Origin of the sequence: Mesorhizobium helmanticense (genome assembly GCF_003034915.1) — a bacterium.
In the GTDB taxonomy this organism is placed as follows: Bacteria; Pseudomonadota; Alphaproteobacteria; order Rhizobiales; family Rhizobiaceae; genus Mesorhizobium; species Mesorhizobium helmanticense.
The window spans coordinates 190,282-209,621 of the sequence record NZ_PZJX01000003.1 but is presented as its reverse complement, the minus strand read 5'-3'; the positions used below and the strand labels follow the sequence as shown (position 1 = coordinate 209,621).

Annotated in this window: 24 protein-coding genes; 17 read left to right on the top strand and 7 right to left on the bottom strand. The window is 63.6% G+C overall.

The genetic code is table 11. The annotated features are described in order from the left end of the window. Positions 1 to 30: 30 nt before the first annotated feature. Positions 31 to 1,104, top strand: a complete 1,074-nt coding sequence (locus C9427_RS01705) for a branched-chain amino acid ABC transporter substrate-binding protein (RefSeq protein WP_107647563.1) — start codon at positions 31 to 33, stop codon at positions 1,102 to 1,104. Continuing rightward, positions 1,104 to 2,111 carry a P1 family peptidase gene (locus C9427_RS01700; protein ID WP_107647486.1) on the top strand — a complete coding sequence of 336 codons (1,008 nt, stop codon included), beginning with the start codon at positions 1,104 to 1,106 and terminating at the stop codon, positions 2,109 to 2,111. Before C9427_RS01705 ends, C9427_RS01700 begins: the two co-directional genes overlap by 1 nt. A 16-nt stretch (positions 2,112 to 2,127) precedes the next feature. Here C9427_RS01700 and C9427_RS01695 read toward each other — a convergent pair whose 3' ends face one another. After that, entirely contained in the window at positions 2,128 to 2,382 is a 255-nt protein-coding gene (locus tag C9427_RS01695) for a DUF2171 domain-containing protein (protein WP_107647485.1), read from the bottom strand. 135 nt (positions 2,383 to 2,517) lie between these two features. On the opposite strand from C9427_RS01695, the gene C9427_RS01690 reads away from it, so the two are divergent. From C9427_RS01690 to C9427_RS01675, 4 genes are read left to right on the top strand one after another with little or no spacing between them, the layout of a single operon-like run. Beyond that, positions 2,518 to 3,243: a DUF2259 domain-containing protein gene (locus C9427_RS01690; RefSeq protein WP_107647562.1), complete on the top strand. Its 726-nt coding sequence runs from the start codon at positions 2,518 to 2,520 to the stop codon at positions 3,241 to 3,243. Beyond that, positions 3,240 to 3,758: a hypothetical protein gene (locus C9427_RS01685; protein WP_167434210.1), complete on the top strand. Its 519-nt coding sequence runs from the start codon at positions 3,240 to 3,242 to the stop codon at positions 3,756 to 3,758. Before C9427_RS01690 ends, C9427_RS01685 begins: the two co-directional genes overlap by 4 nt. Positions 3,759 to 3,817: 59 nt before the next feature. Continuing rightward, positions 3,818 to 5,125, top strand: coding sequence for an adenylosuccinate lyase (gene purB / locus C9427_RS01680; protein WP_008875504.1), 1,308 nt, complete (start codon positions 3,818 to 3,820; stop codon positions 5,123 to 5,125). Next, positions 5,125 to 5,697, top strand: coding sequence for an RBBP9/YdeN family alpha/beta hydrolase (locus C9427_RS01675; protein WP_107647483.1), 573 nt, complete (start codon positions 5,125 to 5,127; stop codon positions 5,695 to 5,697). Before purB ends, C9427_RS01675 begins: the two co-directional genes overlap by 1 nt. A 15-nt stretch (positions 5,698 to 5,712) precedes the next feature. Here C9427_RS01675 and C9427_RS01670 read toward each other — a convergent pair whose 3' ends face one another. Next, positions 5,713 to 6,525, bottom strand: a complete 813-nt coding sequence (locus tag C9427_RS01670) for a VOC family protein (RefSeq protein ID WP_107647482.1) — start codon at positions 6,523 to 6,525, stop codon at positions 5,713 to 5,715. Between the two features lie 288 nt (positions 6,526 to 6,813). Here C9427_RS01670 and C9427_RS01665 point away from each other — a divergent pair, with 288 nt between their 5' ends. Continuing rightward, positions 6,814 to 7,362 (top strand): RBBP9/YdeN family alpha/beta hydrolase, encoded by a 549-nt coding sequence (locus C9427_RS01665; protein WP_107647561.1) that lies wholly within the window; start codon positions 6,814 to 6,816, stop codon positions 7,360 to 7,362. Here C9427_RS01665 and C9427_RS01660 read toward each other — a convergent pair. Together C9427_RS01660 and C9427_RS01655 are read right to left on the bottom strand one after the other, a co-directional pair. After that, positions 7,359 to 8,132, bottom strand: a complete 774-nt coding sequence (locus C9427_RS01660) for an HpcH/HpaI aldolase family protein (protein WP_107647481.1) — start codon at positions 8,130 to 8,132, stop codon at positions 7,359 to 7,361. The genes C9427_RS01665 and C9427_RS01660 overlap by 4 nt on opposite strands. 118 nt (positions 8,133 to 8,250) lie before the next feature. Continuing rightward, the gene (locus tag C9427_RS01655; protein ID WP_107647480.1) at positions 8,251 to 8,571 is read right to left on the bottom strand and encodes a DUF1476 domain-containing protein; all 321 of its coding nucleotides are present in this window, start codon (positions 8,569 to 8,571) and stop codon (positions 8,251 to 8,253) included. A gap of 275 nt (positions 8,572 to 8,846) precedes the next feature. On the opposite strand from C9427_RS01655, the gene purC reads away from it, so the two are divergent. The 6 genes from purC to C9427_RS01625 are packed head-to-tail and all read left to right on the top strand — an operon-like array spanning position 8,847 to position 11,938. Next, complete coding sequence (gene purC, locus C9427_RS01650) at positions 8,847 to 9,641, top strand: phosphoribosylaminoimidazolesuccinocarboxamide synthase (RefSeq protein WP_107647479.1); 795 nt, start codon at positions 8,847 to 8,849, stop codon at positions 9,639 to 9,641. A gap of 23 nt (positions 9,642 to 9,664) precedes the next feature. Continuing rightward, positions 9,665 to 9,907, top strand: a complete 243-nt coding sequence (purS, locus tag C9427_RS01645) for a phosphoribosylformylglycinamidine synthase subunit PurS (protein ID WP_006332903.1) — start codon at positions 9,665 to 9,667, stop codon at positions 9,905 to 9,907. 19 nt (positions 9,908 to 9,926) lie between these two features. Beyond that, on the top strand, positions 9,927 to 10,181 hold the full coding sequence (locus C9427_RS01640) for a hypothetical protein (RefSeq protein ID WP_107647560.1): 255 nt from the start codon (positions 9,927 to 9,929) through the stop codon (positions 10,179 to 10,181). Then, positions 10,178 to 10,846 (top strand): phosphoribosylformylglycinamidine synthase subunit PurQ, encoded by a 669-nt coding sequence (purQ, locus tag C9427_RS01635; RefSeq protein WP_107647478.1) that lies wholly within the window; start codon positions 10,178 to 10,180, stop codon positions 10,844 to 10,846. The genes C9427_RS01640 and purQ overlap by 4 nt, the downstream gene beginning before the upstream one ends. 38 nt (positions 10,847 to 10,884) lie before the next feature. Continuing rightward, complete coding sequence (locus C9427_RS01630) at positions 10,885 to 11,292, top strand: hypothetical protein (RefSeq protein WP_208636324.1); 408 nt, start codon at positions 10,885 to 10,887, stop codon at positions 11,290 to 11,292. 4 nt (positions 11,293 to 11,296) lie between these two features. Continuing rightward, positions 11,297 to 11,938, top strand: a complete 642-nt coding sequence (locus C9427_RS01625; protein ID WP_107647476.1) for a Pr6Pr family membrane protein — start codon at positions 11,297 to 11,299, stop codon at positions 11,936 to 11,938. Between the two features lie 20 nt (positions 11,939 to 11,958). On the opposite strand, the gene C9427_RS01620 is transcribed toward C9427_RS01625, so the two are convergent. Further along, positions 11,959 to 12,210 (bottom strand): DUF1127 domain-containing protein, encoded by a 252-nt coding sequence (locus C9427_RS01620; RefSeq protein ID WP_107647475.1) that lies wholly within the window; start codon positions 12,208 to 12,210, stop codon positions 11,959 to 11,961. Positions 12,211 to 12,303: 93 nt separating this feature from the next. Here C9427_RS01620 and C9427_RS01615 point away from each other — a divergent pair, with 93 nt between their 5' ends. The 4 genes from C9427_RS01615 to C9427_RS01600 all read left to right on the top strand — a co-directional run bounded on the left by C9427_RS01615 (position 12,304) and on the right by C9427_RS01600 (position 16,964). Beyond that, the gene (locus C9427_RS01615; protein WP_107647474.1) at positions 12,304 to 13,716 is read left to right on the top strand and encodes an aminotransferase-like domain-containing protein; all 1,413 of its coding nucleotides are present in this window, start codon (positions 12,304 to 12,306) and stop codon (positions 13,714 to 13,716) included. 151 nt (positions 13,717 to 13,867) lie between these two features. Continuing rightward, complete coding sequence (gene purL / locus C9427_RS01610; RefSeq protein ID WP_107647473.1) at positions 13,868 to 16,099, top strand: phosphoribosylformylglycinamidine synthase subunit PurL; 2,232 nt, start codon at positions 13,868 to 13,870, stop codon at positions 16,097 to 16,099. Continuing rightward, positions 16,096 to 16,611: a hypothetical protein gene (locus C9427_RS01605; protein WP_107647472.1), complete on the top strand. Its 516-nt coding sequence runs from the start codon at positions 16,096 to 16,098 to the stop codon at positions 16,609 to 16,611. Before purL ends, C9427_RS01605 begins: the two co-directional genes overlap by 4 nt. Positions 16,612 to 16,730: 119 nt before the next feature. Further along, entirely contained in the window at positions 16,731 to 16,964 is a 234-nt protein-coding gene (locus tag C9427_RS01600; protein ID WP_008875486.1) for a BolA/IbaG family iron-sulfur metabolism protein, read from the top strand. A 14-nt stretch (positions 16,965 to 16,978) separates the two neighbouring features. On the opposite strand, the gene C9427_RS01595 is transcribed toward C9427_RS01600, so the two are convergent. After that, complete coding sequence (locus C9427_RS01595; RefSeq protein WP_107647471.1) at positions 16,979 to 18,178, bottom strand: ZIP family metal transporter; 1,200 nt, start codon at positions 18,176 to 18,178, stop codon at positions 16,979 to 16,981. After that, positions 18,175 to 19,305, bottom strand: coding sequence for a multicopper oxidase domain-containing protein (locus C9427_RS01590; RefSeq protein WP_107647470.1), 1,131 nt, complete (start codon positions 19,303 to 19,305; stop codon positions 18,175 to 18,177). Before C9427_RS01590 ends, C9427_RS01595 begins: the two co-directional genes overlap by 4 nt. Positions 19,306 to 19,340: the final 35 nt, after the last annotated feature.

Sequence of the window (19,340 nt, the reverse complement as noted above, 5' to 3'; positions counted from 1 at the left end):
TTGGCCGGCACGGAGGAATTCTTCGCACGCATGCGATTCGGGACAACGACAATAGCGCTGCTGGCCTGGCTGTCGCTCTGCGGCAATGCGGGCGCCGAGACGCTGTTCGTCGGCGTCGCTGCACCACTGTCCGGACCGTCGGCGATCCTCGGCAAGCAGATCGAGGCGGGCGCCGGCCTGGCGGCAGAAGCGAGCGGCGTCGAGTTCAAGACGGTCGATGACGCCTGTACGGCCAATGGCGGCGCCGCCGCAGCGAGGGAATTCGCGGCGACGAAGGTCAGCGTGGTTGTTGGCTTTCTCTGCACCGACGCGATCGAGGCGGCGCTGCCCATCCTGAAGGACGCCAACATCCCGGTCATCACCGTCGGCGTGCGCACCGAAAGCCTGACCGACCGGCGCGCCAAGACCGGCTGGCCGGTGTTTCGCCTCGGGCCGCGCGGCGACGACGAGCGCAACGCCGTAGCCACCATCCTCACCCGGCTCTGGCAGAACGAATTGTTCGCCATCGTCGACGACGGCACGATCTACGGCCGTGAAATCGCCGAGACGTTTCGCGCAGCAGCCGAGCAGGCGGCGCTGAGACCGGTGTTCGTCGACACGTTCCGGCCACAGCTCGACAACCAGATCGGCCTGATCGGGCGGCTGAAGAAAGCCGGGGCGACGCACATCTTTGCCGGGGGCGACGGCGACGATATCGCCATCATGGGCCGCGACGCCGGCCAGCTCGAAGCCGGCATGACTTTTGCCGGCGGCGAAACGCTGCGCACGCCGCCCGGCGACGTGGCCTACGCCACTGGCACGCTGATGATTGCGCAACCCGAATGGTCTGATGTTGCCGACCCCAAGGTGCTGGAGGCTTTTGCCGCACGAGGGATCGCGCCGGAAGGTTACGCGCTGCCGGCCTACGCGGCGGTCGAGACCGCCAAGGCGGCCGCGGCGCTCGCAGCAACCTCCGGCAAGCCGCTTGCCGAAGCGCTCACCGCGCATGATTTCACCACCGTGACCGGACCGGTCCGTTTCGACGAAAAGGGCGATCTCAGCCAGAATCCCTACCGCGCCTTCCGTTTTGATGGCGCGCGTTTCGTGCCTTTCGAGGTGAAGTGATGTTTCGCACCGGGCCGCGCAATCTGATCACCGATGTCGCCGGCCTGCGCGTCGGCAACGCTTCCGACGCCAGGCTGAAGTCAGGCGTGACCGCCGTGCTTTGCGATGAACCGGCGGTGGCTGGTGTCCAGGTGCTGGGCGGCGCGCCGGGCACGCGCGAGACGGACCTGCTGGAACCGCATAATTCCATCGAAGCGATCCACGCCGTCGTGCTTTCCGGTGGCTCCGCCTTCGGCCTCGACGCCGCCTCCGGCGTGCAGGCCGCCTTGCGCGAGAGGAATATCGGCGTCGAGGTCGGCGGCTTTCGGGTGCCGATCGTGCCGGCGGCAATCCTATTCGACCTGCGCAACGGCGGCGACAAGGATTGGGGCCGCTATCCGCCTTACCGCGACCTCGGCCATGAGGCCGCGCAGGCAGCCGGCAGCGACTTTCCACTTGGCACTGTCGGTGCGGGCACCGGCGCGCTGAGTGCAGGCCTGAAGGGCGGCCTCGGCTCGGCCTCGACGCTGCTCGACAGCGGCGTCACCATCGGCGCGCTGGCCGCCGTCAACCCGACCGGCTCGGTGACGGTTGGTCGCAGCAGGCACTTCTGGGCGGCACCGTTCGAAATCGGCGACGAGTTTGGTGGGCTCGGCTATCCCTCGCCAATGCCGGCCGATGCAAGACGGATCCTGCTGAAATTCCGCGACAAAAGCATAGAGCCCGGCGGCAACACCACCATCGCCGTCATCGCCACCGACGCCGTTCTCACCAAGGCCGCCGCGAAACGCCTTGCCATAGCAGCGCATGACGGCTTCGTGCGCGCCACCTGGCCGACGCACACGCCGGCCGACGGCGATCTGGTGTTCGCGCTGGCGACAGGCAAGAGCGGCATCGCGCTTGCTCCCAACGATGCGATCGACCTCTATGCCGCAGCCGGCGCCACCATGGCGCGCGCCATCAGCCGCGGCGTCTTTGCAGCGACGCCGGCCGAGGGCGATCTCTTCCCGGTCTGGTCGTCGCGCTGAATGCGCGACGGTGTAATCAGGTGGGATCGGATTTTTCTTCCTCGAAGGTGACCGCGACGTCCGAATTTGCCGACAGCCAGACCTTCTTGCCGTCGACTTCAGCGACGAGGCTGAGCGGGATATAGTGGTGATGGCCCTTGTGCGCGCCCATGCCGCTGTCGGCCTTGGTCAGCTTGATCCGCTGCCCCTCGACTTTGTCGACAGTGCCGACATGAACGCCATCGGCGCCGATCACTTCCATATGCTCGCGAATTTTGCTGGCGTCGGTCATGGTGGGTCTCCTTTTGAAGCTGCGGACAATAACAAACGCCGACCGAATTGGATGCATCGGCCTTCAGACTGCACGACGTTTTGATCTCGTCGTGGTAGGGAACCACTCGACCTTGGCGGCTGAAGAGAAAAAATGATGCGAATTCTCGTCCTTTCTGCCTTTCTCCTGCTCGCCCAATTGGCAGCGCCCCTCGCCGCTCACGCCGGCGACGTGGCCGAGCTTGAAATCCTCGGCTTCAGCCAGGACGGAAGCGTGTTCGCCTTCGAGGAATATGGCGTCCAGGACGGATCGGGATTTCCCTACGCGAACCGGTATTACATCAACACCGCAGACGACAGCTTTCTCCAGGGCACGCCGATCAAGGTCCGGCTTGACGACGAGAACGCCACGCTCGAAGCGGTGCGCCTCCAGGCCCGGCAAAAGGGTGAGGCCATCGTCAAGCAGGTTGAATTGACCGCCAATCGCGGCATCACCGCCGGGTTCAATCCGGTGACGGAGCTTTCGGCCGATCCGTTCCGCATGGTGGTGAACCCGCGCCCTATCTTCTTTCCGGTCGACGATCCGCTCGAATTCCGGCTCGACGAGATCGGCATGAACAATACCGAGGGCTGCGAGAGCCAGGGCGAGATCAACGGCTTTCGCCTGCTGCGCATCGAGGCGAAAGCCGGCGGCAAGACAGAGCTTCTGCATGAGGACAAGTCGATCCCCAAAAGCCGAGGCTGTCCGAATGGCTATCGGATCGGCGCGGTGCAGACATTCTCGCCGCAAGGCCTCAGCGCCTATGCCGTGCTAATCGCGGTACGCCAATACGGCTTCGAAGGACCGGACTATCGCTGGATCGCGGTAACTGGCCGCCTGTGACGCCGCTCCCCGTCGTCCGCAACCGCGTCTTGAGTCTTGTCCGGCGCGCCTTGCCTTCGCCGGGCACCGCTCTTTGCGGCGCTTTGCTGTGGGGTGTGGCGATGGGCGCCAGCGCACTCGTCAACCTGTTGCTGGATGACTGGGAGACCCCGGCAAAGATCCGCTTCGTCTCGCTGCTCTATGCCACCGGCGGAGCGCTCGCCTTTCCGGTTGGCCTGTTCCTGGCGCGGCTGGTCTCGCTTGGCCGGCATTGGGAAGTTGCCTTTGCCGCCGCCTTTATCTGCCTTCTCACCATAACGATCGCCTTCACCGGCGGGCTCTTTGCGCTGCAATACCGCTCCTACTATGTCCAGTGGCATGCACCGGCATTGACCATCGCCTGGTCTATCCAGTTCGTGTTCACGATGGCGACGGCGCTTTACCAGTTCATCGTTCTGGGCATCCGGCTTTATTTTCCGCTTGGTTTCATCGCGCTGTTTGCCGCCAGCATCTGGTTTGCGCGGCAGCAGCGTTGAGCATTTTGTCGGCCTCTGTTAGGACGCGGGCAAACGCTCTCGCAAGTCAGGACTGACCGATGATCCCTCGCTACTCCCGGCCGGAAATGGTGGCCATCTGGTCGCCCGAGACCCGGTTCCGCATCTGGTTCGAGATCGAGGCCTACGCTTGTGACGCGCTGGCCGAACTTGGCGTGATCCCGAAAGAGGCCGCGAAGACCATCTGGGAAAAGGGCGGGGCTGCTAAATTCGACGTCGAGGCCATCGACGAGATCGAGCGCGTCACCAAGCACGATGTCATCGCCTTCCTGACCCATCTCAGTGAGTTCGTCGGGCCTGACGCCCGCTTCATCCACCAGGGCATGACCTCCTCAGACGTTCTCGACACCTGCTTTGCCGTGCAATTGACCCGCGCCAGCGACATTCTTCTCGCCGACATCGACGGCCTGCTTGCGGCGCTCAAGCGCCGCGCTTTCGAGCACAAGGACACCGTCACCATCGGCCGCAGCCATGGCATCCATGCCGAGCCGACCACCTTCGGCGTCAAGCTGGCGCAGGCCTATGCCGAATTCTCGCGCTGCCGCGAGCGCCTGGTGCATGCGCGTGAGGACATCGCCACATGCGCCATCTCCGGTGCTGTCGGCACGTTTGCCAATATCGACCCCTATGTCGAAGAGCATGTGGCGAAGAAGCTGGGGCTGAAGCCGGAACCGGTGTCGACGCAAGTAATCCCGCGCGACCGCCACGCCATGTTCTTCGCCACGCTTGGGGTCATCGCCTCCTCGATCGAGCGGCTGGCGATCGAGATACGCCATCTGCAGCGCACCGAAGTGCTGGAAGCGGAAGAGTATTTTTCGCCCGGACAAAAAGGCTCTTCGGCGATGCCGCACAAGCGCAACCCCGTGCTGACCGAGAACCTCACCGGCCTTGCCCGCATGGTGCGCTCCTTCGCGCTGCCGGCGATGGAGAACGTGGCGCTCTGGCACGAGCGCGACATTTCGCATTCGTCCGTCGAGCGCATGATCGGACCGGACGCGACTGTGACGCTCGATTTCGCGCTGTCGCGGCTGACCAGTGTCGTCGACAAACTGCTTGTCTACCCCGATAACATGCTGAAGAACATGAACAAGTTCCGCGGCCTGGTGCATTCGCAGCGCGTGCTTCTGGCACTGACCCAAGCTGGCGTATCACGTGAAGACGCCTACCGGCTGGTGCAGCGCAACGCCATGAAGGTGTGGGAGCAAGGGGCTGATTTTCTTGAAGAACTTCTCGCCGACAAGGAGGTCACCGCCGCCTTGCCGGAAGCCGAGATCCGCGAGAAATTCGACCTTGGCTACCATACCAAGCATGTCGACACGATCTTCAAGCGGGTATTCGGAGAGGCGTGATGATTTCCGCGGCTGGGGACTTCGATTTTCTCGCTTTACCGGGGCGCGGCAACTCCGGGCCGGATCACTGGATGTCGCATTGGTGCCAGGCGTTCCCGAATTCGAGCCGCGTGCTGCAAGCCGAATGGGACAGGCCCAGTCCTGAGGACTGGATCGGCCGGGTGGATGCCGCGGTTGCCGCGGCACCTCGGCGCGTGGTGCTGCTTGCGCACTCACTGGCGGTGGCGACGACCGTCAAATGGGCGGCCGGCGCCAGCGAAAGCCAACTGCGGAAAGTTGCGGGCGCATTGCTGGTTGCCCCGACCAATGTCGAGGACCCCGATCCGTCCTTCGATCTGGTTCGCCCCTTCGCGCCCATGCCGCTGAAGCGCCTGTCCTTTCCGACACTGGTGGTCGCGAGTCGAACCGATCCGCGCGTGACTTTCGACCAGGCGACGGCCTTTGCCGCCGCCTGGGGCGCGGAACTCGCCGATGCCGGCGATCTCGGTCACATGGGAAACGAGGTCCGCCTTGGCCCGTGGCCGGCGGGCCTGCTCATGCTTGGCCGTTTGCTGGGAAAGGCCGGGCTCTAAGCGCCGACGAACTGATCAGGCCTTACCGGGAACGGTCCTGATTACCGTTCCCCAAGGGTCCTCACGGGCCGTCTCATCGGTCACATTGTTCGAACGCATCTCAACCCAGGCCAAGCCAGACCGGGCGGGATCGCGGCGTCCGGCGCCGGCGCTCTGCCAGGCATTGGCGCCGATATGGTGGTGGTAGCCACCGGACGACAGGAATACCGCCGCGCCGCCATATTTCGCCACAGTATCGAAGCCGAACTCCTTGTTCCACCAGGCTTCGGCCTCTTCCGGCCGGCCCACGCGCAGATGGACGTGGCCGATGATGCTGTTGTCCGGCGCGCCTTGCCAGCCGGCATCGCCGGCCGGAACTTCGGCGACGACCGAGGGGATATTCAGCCGCTCGGTAGCCATCGCGATCTTGTCGCCGTTCCACTTCCAGTCCCGTGGCTGGCGATCGGCGTAGATCTCGATGCCGTTGCCCTCGGGGTCTGTCAGGTAGAGCGCCTCGCTGACCAGGTGATCGGATGCGCCCTCGATGGCGATCTTGTTGGCGATGGCATGATTGATCCAGCGGCCGAGATCGGCACGACTGGGCAGCAGGAAGGCGGTGTGGAACAGGCCGGCGCTACGCGGATCGTCGGGCTTTGCCGCCGGATCCGCCTCGATGACGAACAGCGGGCGATTGGCGGCGCCAAGCGTGATCGCGCCATCGGCACGGCTCAATTCCTGCAACCCCACGACCTTGCGATAATAGGCGGCCAGACTTTCGGCGTCCCGCGCGCGCAGCCCGACGCGGGCAACGCTCACCGGTGTCGTGGCGGCAAAAGGCAATTCGCTCATCGAACTCTCCGTTTGGGCAGCACTTGACACAACTCCTAAGGCCAGGAGCCCGGCACCGCCGATCATTGTACGTCGTGTCAGCGCCAAAATCCGGTCCTTCACGGCTGTTTCTCTCCCCATGACAGATCGTCGATCACGATCGTTCACACAAGACGGCAGGAAGCGAACAAGGTGTTCACTATTGTGATCACAAGCGTCGAACAGCTTTGGCCTTCTCCAAGAACCGGCAGCCACATTTTGGGATCATGCGCGGTTGCATGCGGCGATGCCGCTCGCTACATGCGCGCCATGAAAGTCAGGGATGCAGATATTCTCATCGTGCCGGGCTACACCAATTCCGGCCCGGACCATTGGCAAAGCCGCTGGCAGGCGAAATTGTCGACGGCGCGCCGCGTCGAGCAGGCGGAATGGTCGAAGCCGGTGCGCGACGACTGGACGGCGAGCGTGGTGAAAGCGGTCAATGAGGCCGAGCGGCCAGTCGTCATCGTCGCGCATTCGCTCGGTGTCGCCACGGCTGTCCAGGCCATGCCGCAGTTCCAGCGGCCGGTGGCCGGCGCTTTTTTCGTGGCGCCACCCGACGTCGCTAATCCCAAGATAAAGCCGAAGCACCTGATGACCTTCGGCCCCTACCCGCGCGAGCCGCTGGCCTTCCCCTCGGTGGTGATCGCCAGCCGCAACGACCCGTTCTGCGCCTTCGAAGTTGCCGAAGACATTGCCGGCGCCTGGGGCTCGCTGTTCATCGACGCCGGCGATGCCGGCCATCTCAATGCGGATTCGGGATTCGGCCCGTGGCCTGAAGGCTCGATGACCTTCGCCAAGTTCCTGACGGACCTTTAGGACCCGAGCGAATCCTTGACGCTTTTCAACAGGGTTTTTGCGCCGAGCGAAATGAGCGAATGCTCGGAGCCCATGGCCAGCAGCCGGTAGCCCATGGCCACCACACGGCCGGCAATGGCCGGCTCCATGACGTAGATCGCGGCATGCTTGCCGGCCTTGCGCGTGCGTTCGGCGATCGAGGCGACCGTTTCCATCATGCTTTCCAGCGTCGAATTGACGGTGGTGCCTTTCGACCAGGCAATCGAGAAATCCGACGGGCCGAGGAAGATGCCGTCGATGCCCGGCGTGTCGAGGATGCCGTCGAGCGCGTCCAGTGCTGCGCGCGTCTCGACCATGGCGAAGGCCATGGTGCGCTGGTTGCTATCGCGCAGCCAGTCGGCAAAGTCGCCCTTGCCGTGGCGCGGGAAGGCGTAGGTCGGCCCCCAGGAGCGCTCGCCGAGCGGCGGGTATTTCATGGCGGCCGCGAACAGCCTGGCGTCCGCAACAGAATTCACCATCGGCGCGATTACCGCCTCGGCGCCGAAATCGAGCGCGCGGCTGGCCATGTCGAAGCGGCCGACTGGAATGCGTACCAGCGCCGGTTTGTCGGCCGCCAGGACCGGCGCGATGCCGCGCAACACGCTGTCCTCGTTATGGCCGCCATGCTGCATGTCGAGCGTGACGGCATCGAACCCCTGTTTGGCCAGGATTTCGACCGTGAGAGCATCCGGCACGCCGGACCACGCGGTGCACAGCGTTTCATCCGCCGCCAGGCGTGACTTCAGGGACATTCGCGCGTTCCTTGTTGGATAGAGGCCCGTGGGTCTGGCGCAGTTTCAGCCGGAAACGACAGCAAAGGCAAAGAAAAACCGCCCGGCTGGGCCGGGCGGTCTATTGGTCCAGAATCCATCAGGTATTTTTGATCTGTTCGATGGCCTGCGCCATCAGCTCATCCATGGTGCGGCGGATCTGATGGTCCGACTGGTCGACGCCGGCCTCATCGAAATCCTTGCGGATCTTGCGAAAAACGTCGTGATCGCCGGCTTCCTCGATGTCAGCGACGACCACCTGCTTGGCGTAGGCTTCGGCTTCGGCGCCAGATTTGCCCAGTTTCTCCGCGGCCCACATGCCGAGCGCCCTGTTGCGGCGGGCCGAGGCCTTGAACCGAAGCTCCTCGTCGAATGCGAATTTGCGCTCGAAGCCCTCTTCGCGGTCTTTCATGCTGCTCATGGCACCCTCCGATGAAATCCGATTCGTTGACGGTGAATATGTGTGGTGGGCGAGCACAAACCAAAAGGCCGCGGGCCGGTCAATATGCTACATCACTTGCTGCGCTGCGGCATTTCGGTCCGGAAAGCGGTGATTGAAAGGATTTGCCGATTGAGCAAACACCTGGATTGAGATAGACACCGGCATTGAACCCTACCCGTTGCCTCACTAATTTAGGCTGACGGACAGGAACTGGTCGCTTGCCGCCTGCCCGGAAATCCAGAGAAAAAAATCAGATGAAAAATCGCCGCCGCATTTATGAAGGCAAGGCCAAGATCCTCTATGAAGGACCTGAGCCGGGAACGCTGATCCAGTTCTTCAAGGACGACGCCACCGCCTTCAACAAGAAGAAACATGAAGTCGTCGATGGCAAGGGCGTGCTCAACAACCGTATTTCCGAGCATATCTTCAACCATCTCAACCGGATGGGCATTCCCACCCACTTCATCCGCCGACTCAACATGCGCGAGCAGTTGATCAAGGAAGTCGAGATCATTCCGCTCGAGGTGGTCGTGCGCAATGTGGCCGCCGGCTCGCTGTCCAAGCGCCTCGGCATCGAGGAAGGCACCGTGCTGCCGCGCTCGATCATCGAATTCTATTACAAGGCCGACGCGCTCGACGATCCGATGGTGTCGGAAGAGCATATCACCGCTTTCGGCTGGGCAAGCCCGCAGGAGATCGACGACGTCATGGCGCTGGCCATCCGCGTCAACGATTTTCTGTCCGGCCTGTTCATGGGCGTCGGCATCCAGCTCGTCGACTTCAAGATCGAGTGCGGCCGCCTGTTCGAGGGCGAGATGATGCGCATCGTCGTCGCCGACGAGATCTCGCCCGATTCCTGCCGGCTGTGGGACGTGGCGACGCAGGACAAGCTCGACAAGGACCGCTTTCGCCGCGACATGGGCGGGTTGGTCGAAGCCTACCAGGAAGTTGCCCGCAGGCTCGGCATCATGAACGAGAACGAGCCACCGCGCCACGGTGGGCCGGTACTCGTCGCGTCCAGCGAGCCGCCGAAGGGCATGAAACACTAAACCCAAACAGGAGCATGTCCAGCGTGATCAAGGCCCGCGTTACCGTAACCCTCAAAAACGGTGTGCTCGACCCGCAAGGCAAGGCGATCGAACACGCGCTGTCGGGACTGGGTTTTGGCGGCGTCGGCCAAGTGCGCCAGGGCAAGGTGTTCGACGTCGAACTCGCCGAGACCGACAAGGCCAAGGCCGAGGCTGATCTCAAGGCGATGTGCGACAAGCTTCTGGCGAATACCGTGATTGAGAACTATAGTGTGGCCATAACCTGAGGTTGTGTCGGAGGGGCTGGTGGCGGAAGTCACGAACGACCTGATGTTCGAGCTTCTAAAGCGCGTGCATCACGAAATCGGTGAGCTTCGTCAGGACGTTTCCGAGACGAAACGGGAATTGAATGTGATGCGGGGTCACATGGTGGCAACGCAAAGCGATATTCATAACATCTATGGCATTCTCGCCCGACAGGACGAACGCCTGGAGCGTATCGATCGCCGTTTAGACCTGCGCGAACTCGCCGAAGCCCAGAGGCCTTACGAACCGAAATGAAATCAGCCGTCGTTCTTCTCCCCGGCCTCAATCGCGACCGCGACATGATTGCGGCACTGACCAAGATTTCCGGCAAGGCGCCGGCCACCGTCTGGCAGACCGACACCGAAATCCCCGACGTCGACCTGATCGCCATTCCCGGCGGCTTTTCCTTCGGCGACTATCTGCGCTGCGGGGCGATTGCCGCGCGCATGCCGGTGATGCGGGCGGTCGCCGAAAAGGCGGCCAAGGGCGTCATGGTCATCGGTGTCTGCAACGGCTTCCAGATCCTGGTCGAGGCCGGGATGCTGCCGGGCGCGCTGATGCGCAACAGCTCGCTGAAATTCGTCTGCCGGCAGGTGAAGCTGCAAATCGCCAATGCCAACACGATGTTCACCCGCCGCTACCAGCCGGGCCAAATCATCCGTTCACCGGTAGCACATCATGACGGCAACTATTTCGCCGACGCCGAGACGCTTGCCCGCCTCGAAGGCGAAGGCCAGGTGGTGTTCCGCTATGCCGAAGGCACCAATCCCAACGGCTCGATCAACGACATCGCCGGAATCATCAACAGCCAGGGCAATGTGCTGGGCCTGATGCCGCATCCCGAGAACCTGATCGAAGCGGCGCATGGCGGCAATGACGGCCGGGCTTTGTTCGAAGGCGCCCTCGGCATCGCCGCTTGATATCCTCCTTTCCAACCTGAGATGGAAGCCGCTTGACCATGAGACAGACGATCGCCTGCCTCGCTCTCATCGCAACCGGTTTTGTGCTTGCCTCCTGCCAGTCGAGCCCGAAGAGCGCACCGGTTCCCTCGGGCAAGAGCGCCTCGCTGCTGGCCATGGAGCAAGTCGCAATCGCCGCCCACAAATGCTGGATCGCCAGCAAGGATCCTGCCTTCAAATCCTACCAGATGGCCAATGAGCTGAATTCGTTCAGCGGCACGCCGCGCTTCCTGCTGGTTCCGGCCAAGCATTATGGCGGAAAACCATTGCTGGTTGTGCAGGCGAAGGGTAATTCCAGCCGCGTCGACGTTTTCGGGCCGCTGATGGCCGAGCCGCTTGGCGCGCGCATCGGCTCCGACATCGCCCGCTGGCAGGCGGGCAATCCCTCCTGCACTGCCGCCGCATAGGGCGATGGGCCGGTTCCTGCAGATATCAGGCCTGGTCATTGGCCTGGCCGGGCTTGTCCTGCAGTTTTGCATCTCCATACCGGCGTCGATGCAAGCAGGCCGCGGTTTCCTCGACTCGCTTATCTTCTATTTCAGCTTCTTCACCATCCTGACCAATATCGGCGCAGTGCTCGTCCACACTGCCCTGCTGTCATCCACTGGCTATGCCTGGTTTCCGGCTTTTGCCGGGCCACGGGTGCGTGCGGGCGTGGCGGTGGCGATCACGCTGGTGTTCATCATCTACGCAACCGTTCTGGCGCAGCTTTGGCAACCGCAAGGGCTGTTTCTGGTCTGCGACGTGCTGCTGCATTATGTGACGCCGATGCTGTTCGTGCTGTGGTGGCTTGTGGCCGGCGCCGACGGCACCACAAGGTGGCGCGACATATCCTGGTGGATGGTCTATCCCATCGCCTACCTGGTCTATGTGCTGGCCCGGGCGCCGATCGCCGGCGAGGTGCCCTACCCCTTCCTCAATGTCGCCAAGAACGGCGCGACCAGCGTCGCCATCTCGGCGCTGGCCGTCACTGGGCTTTTTCTCGTGCTGTGTGTCGTTGCCGTGCTTGCGGACCACGGCGTCTCACGCCTGAGGGCACAAAAAGCACGTTAGAATCTCGGGCGTGCGCATGCTCAATCCCAGAACGCTCTCAGGCCTTCGCGATGGGCATCGCAACGCGAGATGCCGATGTCTTTCAACTGCTCATCGGTCATCTCCAGCAATGCCAGTCGGCTGCGGCGGCGCTCATAGAAATAGTTGAGCAAAGTCGCCAGCGACCTGACCATGCGTACGAGGCGGCGGACATAGGCCTTCCAGCTCGAAGGCCGATCGGCGTACCCGAACGCTTCGGCACCTGCTCGATTGATTGCCTTGATTGTACTCATTGCCATGGCTGCCAAAATTCCGATTGTACCCTTTTTATCACGCAATCCATATGTATTGACTCCCAATTCGGTGCAATATAGAAAATTGTCACCATGACAAATTGGCTTCCCGATCTCAGTGCCGGTTCCGGCCCCCTCTATCAGCGTCTTGCTGACAGCATTGAGTCAGATATCGACAAGGGCGTCATCGGAGCCGGCGCAAAGCTGCCACCGCAGCGGGATCTGGCCTACGATATCGGCGCGACCGTCGGCACGGTCGGCCGGGCCTATCAACTGCTGCGCGAGCGCGGATTGGTGAACGGAGAGGTCGGGCGCGGCACCTATGTCCTGGCTCAACAATCGGAGGGCACGAAGCCCGATTTCCTTGAACCCGGCCAGCAAGGCACACGCTTTGTCGATGCGCCGCGCGGCAAGCTGCGCTTCGACAGCACGGCCGCGCCCGACGTCGGCCAAGGTGCCATTATTGCCGACGTGCTGTCGCGCACGGCGCAGGACCATCCGCATGAAATTTCAAGCTACACGCGCGACTTTCCCGACCGCTGGTTCGAGGCCGGCAGCCATTGGCTGGCGCGGAATTCTTTTCGCCCGGCGCCCGACGCCATCGTGCCGACACTCGGCACGCATGCGGCTGTCATGGCGGCCATCGCCGCGATCACCACGCCCGGCGACACCATCGCCTTCGAGCACCTCACCTATTCGCAGATCTCGCGCAGCGCCGGCCTGATCGGCCGCCGCACCGCGCTGGTGACATCGGACAATGAAGGCGTCGATCCCGACGATTTCGAACGCGTCTGCGCGCAGAAACACCCAAAGATGATGTTCCTGATGCCGACGGCCCAGAACCCGACGCTGGTGACGATGCCGGCGGCGCGGCGCGAGGCGATCGCGCGCGTGGCGCGCCAATACAATGTCATCCTGATCGAGGACGACCTCTATGGCCATCTGACCGACGACAAGGAGCCGCTGCTGGCCGAATATGCGCCTGAACGGACCATAGTCGCCGGCGGCCTGTCGAAATCGGTCGCAGCGGGCGTTCGCGGCGGGTGGCTCGCCTGTCCGGCGGCCTATCGCCACCGCATTCGGGTGGCGCACAAGATGATGACCGGCGGCCTGCCCTTCCTGCTGGCGGAAGTCGGCGCAAGGCTGGTGCTGTCCGGCCAGGCCCACGAGATCCGCGAGCGCAGCATCGCCGAAATCGGTGGGCGCATCGCGATCGTACGCGAGACATTGGCCGGGTTCGACTTCAGGGCGCATGACAGGGTGCCGTTCGTCTGGCTTACCTTGCCCGAGCCGTGGCTTTCCGGGACCTTCAAGAATGCCTGCCTTGAGAACGGCGTGCTGCTCGACGATGAGGATGAGTTCAAGGCCGGCCGTTCGGAGCAGGTGTTCCATGGCGTTCGCTTCGGCGTTTCGCAGCCGGGGCAACGCAAGGATCTTGCCGATGGCATCGCGGTGATCAGGCGGCTGCTCGACGAAGGCCGCGCCGGCTACGACAGTTTTTCCTGAGTTCGGCCCCGCGGTTCGGCAAGTCAGGCAGGCATGCGCGCCGCCCTGTGGTTTTCCGGCGTTTTTCGCTAATCGATGGGGTGTAACAGCGCCAAGCTTGCGATAAGAGGGGACTCAAAATCCCCGCTCCCACGGATACCAATCGCCGCCCATGACCATTTCCAATTCCGTGCCGATCACTCCGGAACTCATTGCCGCGCACGGGCTGAAGCCCGACGAATACCAGCGCATCCTCGACCTGGTCGGGCGCGAGCCGAGTTTTACCGAACTCGGCATCTTCTCGGCGATGTGGAACGAGCACTGCTCCTACAAATCCTCGAAAAAGTGGCTGCGCACGCTGCCGACCACCGGGCCGCGGGTCATCCAGGGTCCGGGCGAGAATGCCGGCGTGGTCGATATCGGCGACGGCGACTGCGTCGTCTTCAAGATGGAGAGCCACAACCACCCCTCCTATATCGAGCCCTATCAAGGGGCGGCGACAGGCGTCGGTGGTATATTGCGCGATGTCTTCACCATGGGCGCGCGGCCGATCGCGGCGATGAATGCACTGCGCTTCGGAGCGCCTGACCACCCCAAGACCAGGCATCTGGTTGCCGGCGTCGTTTCCGGCGTCGGCGGCTATGGCAATTCCTTCGGCGTGCCGACGGTCGGCGGCGAGGTCAATTTCGATGCCCGCTATAATGGCAACATCCTGGTCAACGCTTTTGCGGCGGGCCTCGCCAAGACCGACGCGATCTTCCTGTCGGAAGCCAAGGGCGTTGGCCTGCCGGTCGTCTATCTCGGCGCCAAGACCGGCCGCGACGGCGTCGGCGGCGCCACAATGGCCTCAGCCGAATTCGACGACAAGATCGACGAGAAGCGCCCGACCGTGCAGGTCGGCGACCCCTTCACCGAAAAATGCCTGCTGGAGGCCTGCCTCGAACTGATGGCGTCGGGCGCCGTCATCGCCATCCAGGACATGGGTGCGGCCGGCCTCACCTGCTCGGCGGTCGAAATGGGCGCCAAGGGCGACCTCGGCATCGAGCTCGATCTCGACAAGGTGCCGGTGCGCGAGGAGCGCATGAGCGCCTATGAGATGATGCTGTCGGAGAGCCAGGAGCGCATGCTGATGGTGCTGCGCCCCGAAAAGGAAAAGGAAGCCGAGGCGATCTTCCACAAATGGGGCCTCGACTTCGCCATCGTCGGCAAGACCACCGACGATCTGCGTTTTCGCGTCCTGCACCAGGGCGACGAAGTCGCCAATCTGCCGATCAAGGATCTTGGCGACCAGGCACCGGAATATGACCGGCCCTGGACCGAGGCGAAGAAGCCGGCGCCGCTGGCGGCCGCCGATGCCCCGCAGGCGGACGTCGCCGACGCATTGCTGAAACTGCTCGGCGGGCCGGATCTGTCCTCACGCCGCTGGGTCTGGGAGCAGTATGACACGCTGATCCAGGGCAATTCGCTGCAGCTTCCGGGCGGCGATGCCGGTGTGGTGCGCGTCGAGGGCCATGCGACCAAGGCGCTGGCCTTCTCCTCGGACGTGACGCCGCGCTATTGCGAGGCCGACCCTTATGAAGGCGGCAAGCAGGCGGTGGCCGAATGCTGGCGCAACCTTACCGCCACCGGCGCTTTGCCGCTGGCGGCCACCGACAACCTGAATTTCGGCAATCCGGAACGGCCCGAGATCATGGGCCAATTGGTCGGCGCGGTGAAAGGCATTGGCGATGCCTGCCGGGCGCTTGGCTTTCCGATCGTCTCGGGCAACGTTTCGCTCTACAACGAGACCAACGGACAGGGCATCCTGCCGACCCCGACCATTGGCGGCGTCGGGCTGATTGCCGACTGGTCGAAGATGGCGCGGATCGGCTTTGCCGCCGAAGGCCAGATGATCCTGCTGGTCGGCGCGCCGCCGATGTGGGGAACGCATCTCGGCCAGTCCGTCTATTTCAGAGACATCCACGGCCGCGCCGACGGCCCGCCGCCGCCGGTCGATCTCGACCATGAAAAGCGCGTCGGCGATCATGTGCGCGCGCTGATCGCCTCCGGCGTCGTGACCGCCGCACATGACGTTTCCGATGGCGGCATAGCGGTGGCGCTGGCCGAGATGGCGATGGCATCCGGTATCGGCGCAACCGTTCCCGGCCTCGTCGGGACCGATCCCATCCCGGTCTGGTTCGGCGAGGACCAGGGCCGCTATCTCCTGACGCTGTCGATCGATCCGCAGAGCGAGCAATGGGACGCCATTCGCGATGAGCAGGGCAAGCTCGGCATCTTTGCGCCGTGGATCGGCTCGACCGGAGGAAGCGAATTGAAACTTGGCGAGGCGCGTGCGATCCCGGTCAGCGAATTGACCGCCGCCCACGAATCCTGGTTTCCCCGCTTCATGGATCAAGCCATTTGACGAGGCTGGCTGCCCGGGCACTGCTTGCAGTCGTTTTCTGGCCGTCGCTGTTCTTCTTCTGGTTTCTCGGGCCTTTCGTCTTTTTCCTGCTGTCGACGACCTCAAGCGAGGTTTGTCCCCGGCTGGAAACCCGTGCGGAGTTCCTGGCCGCGGCCAATGGCACGCTCCTGATGTTGGCCGTCCAGAGCCTTGTCTATGCGATTCCGATCCTGTGCCTTCTCCTCTGGAACCGGCTTTCGCCTGAGCCGGCGCGGGCACGGCACGTCGCCACCTGCGTCAAGCTGTTTGGCGTGGCCATCGTCACGGGATCGTTGTGGGAATACGGCTCTTCGCTGGCCTGTGATGGTTACGGCCAGCCGTTCTTCTCGCCGCTCTGGCAGATGACGAGCTACCTCCCGATCGTCAGCCTGGTGATCAACGTTCCGCTCTATGTGTTGGCTTTCGGCCTTGGCCGTGCCTTTTCGACACGCGAGGACGTTCCCGCCGATGCTGCCCATCCTGAGCAGTCGTGAACCGCCAATCGCCTTGGCACTGGACGGAACCGCTTCAATACGGACCAGAAAGGCTTTAGGTTCATCCGAGTCACATCGCACGGGGCGCACCGCTGCCCCGCCCGAAACAGGAATTTGCCATGGCAATGGACGCCCACGACATCGAGAAACTGATCAGGGAAGGCATTCCGGACGCCAAGGTGACGATTCGCGACCTGGCCGGCGACGGCGACCACTACGCGGCCGAAGTGGTGGCCGAAAGCTTTCGCGGCAAGAGCCGCGTCCAACAGCACCAGATGGTCTATGACGCGCTGAAGGGCAATATGGGCGGCGTGCTGCACGCACTGGCGCTGCAGACCAGCGTGCCGGACTAGCCGCCCGGCGTTGCTCAGATCTTCACCAGCATCGCCGTCACGTACATGAAGCCAACCCCGGCCGCCAATCCAGCCATCGCGGCCGGTGCGAATAAGGCGCGCGTGCCGTCGGCCCGCTGACGAAGCTGCATCGACACCAGTTCGACGATCACCTGCAGGATTGCCCCCGCGCCGACCGCCAGCGCCAGTGCCGACCACTGCGGAGCATAGGCGAGGCTGCCGATCCACAGGCCGACGACCGCAGGACCGCCCGCGAGCAGCGTCAGCGCGGCGAAGGTCCGCAGTGGCGGGCGCTGCTTCAGGATCGGGGCGGCGATGCCGATGCCCTCGGTGATGTTGTGCAATGTGAAGCCGAGCACGAGGAAGGTGCCGAGCCCCGCCGCGCCCGACGCAAAGGCGGCGCCGATCGCCAGTCCTTCGCCGAGATTGTGCAGGCCGATGCCGAGCGCGATGAAGGTGGCGAGCGCCAGGCCCGTCGGCGTCCCGCTCCGCCGGCCCGCGGCCATCAGCAGAAGGAAACTGGCGGCGGAGGCGAGCACGATCATTGTCGGCCCCTGGAACAAGGCGGCGGCTTCGCTCGCCAGTTCAAACGCGTCCTCCAGGGCATCGACGAAGAGGAAGGCAAGCAATCCGACGGTCAGCGACAGCAGGAAGTCCATGCCGCTTCGTCCGACGCCGCGGAGGGCGGGATAGAACATCAGGCCGATCGCCACGGGCAGGATGCCGACGAAGGCGCCGAGCGCCGCCTGCGCGGCGAAGCTCAGCGAATCGCGCGTCGGCGTGGGTACGGCGACAGCGATCTCGTGCGTGAACGTGGTCCCGGTATTGGTCACGACGTTGATCGCATGCGCCTCCCCCAGCACCCAGGGATACGGCAGGGTGATCCAGGCCGTTCCGCCGCGCGCGATCGGGCCAGGCGGGTCTTGCGTGAACTGCCAGTAGGCATCGTCGACCTGGACCTGCGCGATGGTCATCGGTTCCGATCCGCCGGCCCGAACGAGGACGCGGATGCCATCCGTCCCCAGGATCGTCCGTTCGAAGGTGATATTCTCGACCGGCGGCGCGCCATTGCGGAAGCTCGACAGCGGGTCCGAGGCGAGCAGCCAGGCGACGGCCAGCCCGAGCACGGCGAGCGGCAGCGCGATCCAGAACAGATAGGCCCATCTCGGGCGGTCGGCAGGCGTGTCGGCGGAAGGCTGGCTCAGATCGGTCACGACACGGCCTCCACGACGTCGAACATGCCGGACCAGCCGAGTTCGGTGAATTCCGACTGGTGAGGATGGAACATGTAGAGGCCCGGTTCGTGCTCCCGAAAATGGAACTCGAGGATGCCGCGCTCGGCCTGGCATTGGGTGATCAGGTCGACGGTCTTGAGCGTAGGGGTGAGCGTCGTGCCCTGATTGTAGTAGTCGAAGAAATTGGCGTGCAAATGGAAGGAATTGATCGGATCGAACTCGACGACATTGACGAGATAGATGCGCACGGGTTTGTCCTTCAGCACCCGGATCGGCTTTTTCGCATAAGCGTGGGCGACGGTATTGACGGCGTAAACCTCGTTCGCGCCGTCGAAATTGGTGTCGAAGGCATTCATGACCATGACGAATTCCTGCCAGCCGGCATTCTCGGGCGTGCCGAGGAGGCGTGAGCGGGCGACCGCTTCGTATTCGGGATGCCGGGCCGGATCGGGATCGATCACGAAGGCGCCGTACATGCCCTTCTGAATGTGCCGCTTCAGCGGCAGGGCGTGGCAGTGGTAGAGGTGACAGCCGAACGGCCTTGCATCGAACTCGTAGACGAATTCCTCGCCCGGCCCGATCAGGCCGGCTCCCGGGACGCCATCCATGCGCGCGGCATGGATGCCGTGAAAATGCATCGAATGCGGATGCGAGCCGTGGTTGCGGAAGACGATCCTCAACCGGTCGCCCTCGGTCGCGCGCAACGATGGCCCCGGCACGCGGCCATTGTAGGTCCAGGCCGGGAACATGATGCCCGGCGCGATCTCGATCTCCTTGTCCTCGGCCGTGACTTCGAAGCTGCGAAGCGTGCGCCCGTCCGGCAGCGTCGAGACAGTCCCCGTGTCCCAGTCGCCCAACAGCTTCGACGGATCGAAGCCGTTGCGGGCGTCGTCGACCTCGCCGACCGTGATCATCGAGCCATGGGCCGAAAGATGCGCCGGCGGTTCTCCACCGGCGGCCGCCGCTGGCATCTCGTGACCGGCATGGCTTGTCTGCCCGCGAGCGGTACTCGCCGCGACCGCCGTGCCGCCGGCAGCGGCAAGGCCACCGACCAGGAGAAGCCTTCGATCGAGCTTTCGTTCCAGCAAGGATTTCGTCTCTCGCATGCCTGTACCCTCCAGATGGGAGCAAGCATAGTGCA